Raw genomic sequence first — 1,334 nt, 5'->3', positions numbered from 1 at the left:
TGAATTAGAACCAGGTTTAACAACTCTACTACACTCAAGCGAGTTAAGTTGGACTAAAAAAAATGTATCTGCAAAAAAAATGTTTAAAGTTGGAGATGAAATAGATTGTGTTATCACTGAGATTGATAAAGACAAGAGAAGAGTTGCAATCTCACATCGTCTCACTCAAGATAACCCATTTGAAATTTTTGAAAAAAAGTATCCAGTTGGTACAATTGTTGAAGGTGAAGTAGTAAATAAAAATGAATACTCTTTATTCGTAAAAATTGAAAATTTAGATGTTGATGCTTTTCTACATTGTAACGATTTGACTTATCTAAATAAGGGAGAAGAAGAGCTAACTAACTATAAAAAAGGTGATAAAATAAAAGTGAAGGTTTTAGAAATCAAACCAACAGAACAAAAAATAAGAGTTGGACTAAGACAGACACAACCAGATCCATTTGATTGGTTTAAAGATAAAAAAGTTAATCAAGCTATTACAGTAAAAATTATATCCACTGATAATAAAGGTCTTACAGTTAGACCTGAGGGATGTGAAATGGACTTTCAAATTAAAAAATCACAAATTGCAATTAACGCAGCAGATGCTAGGCCTTCAAGATTCACAGGTGGTGAAAGAATAGATTGTGCTATTTCTGAAATAGATTTAGTAAAAAGAAAAGTGAATTTAAGTATTAAGTTATTAGAAGAAATAGAAAAAAAAGAAGCCTTAGAAAAATATGGATCAGAGGGCTCTGGGAAAAATCTTCCTTTTTCATCATTGTCGGAAGACTTAAAGAAAAAAGACGAAGAAAAATAGTAAATACAAGAAGAATAAATTGGCTATTGTAAAATCAAAGCTTTTAAAACAACTATCAAAAAATTATCCAAATTTTTTAAAGAAAGATTTAGAGAAATTTACAGATATAATTTTAAAAGAGATAAAGTTAACCCTTAAAAGAGGTGAAAGGGTGGAATTAAGAGGATTTGGAATATTCTCAACAAATATCCAGAAAGCTAGGATCTCAAGAAATCCAAAAACTGGTGAAAAGGTTAATACGCCAGAAAAGAGAACAATTCACTTCAAAATGGCAAAAGACTTGTTTAAAAAATTAAATAATGATGAATAAAAATATCTTTGTAGCTTGTGACGTATCAAGTCAAAAAGAAATTCTAGAATTGTTATCAAAAATACATAATGAAATTTCGGGAATTAAAATAGGCTTACAATATATTACTAAACACTCTCCAGAAGATATAAGAGAACTCGGTAAATTTAAAAAACCTATTTTTTTATGATGGTAAATTTTTTGATATAAAAAATACACTTATTGAATCTATTAAGTCCCTAA

General features: G+C 28.3%; 3 protein-coding genes. All 3 read left to right on the top strand.

Features of this window, described 5'->3' with window-relative positions:
• The coding region (locus AMN95_RS02145; RefSeq protein WP_143323755.1) for a S1 RNA-binding domain-containing protein at positions 1-802 on the top strand (802 nt) is incomplete at its 5' end.
• A 19-nt stretch (positions 803-821) separates the two neighbouring features.
• Positions 822-1,112 (top strand): HU family DNA-binding protein, encoded by a 291-nt coding sequence (locus AMN95_RS02140; protein WP_075522356.1) that lies wholly within the window; start codon positions 822-824, stop codon positions 1,110-1,112.
• On the top strand, positions 1,102-1,281 hold the full coding sequence (locus AMN95_RS05590) for an orotidine 5'-phosphate decarboxylase / HUMPS family protein (protein WP_143323754.1): 180 nt from the start codon (positions 1,102-1,104) through the stop codon (positions 1,279-1,281). The genes AMN95_RS02140 and AMN95_RS05590 overlap by 11 nt, the downstream gene beginning before the upstream one ends.
• Positions 1,282-1,334 lie beyond the last annotated feature (53 nt).

Origin of the sequence: Candidatus Pelagibacter communis (genome assembly GCF_001180185.1) — a bacterium.
GTDB lineage: Bacteria > Pseudomonadota > Alphaproteobacteria > Pelagibacterales > Pelagibacteraceae > Pelagibacter > Pelagibacter ubique_F.
The sequence above is the reverse complement of the archived record's forward strand: the minus strand, read 5'-3'. Positions and strand labels throughout refer to the sequence as shown.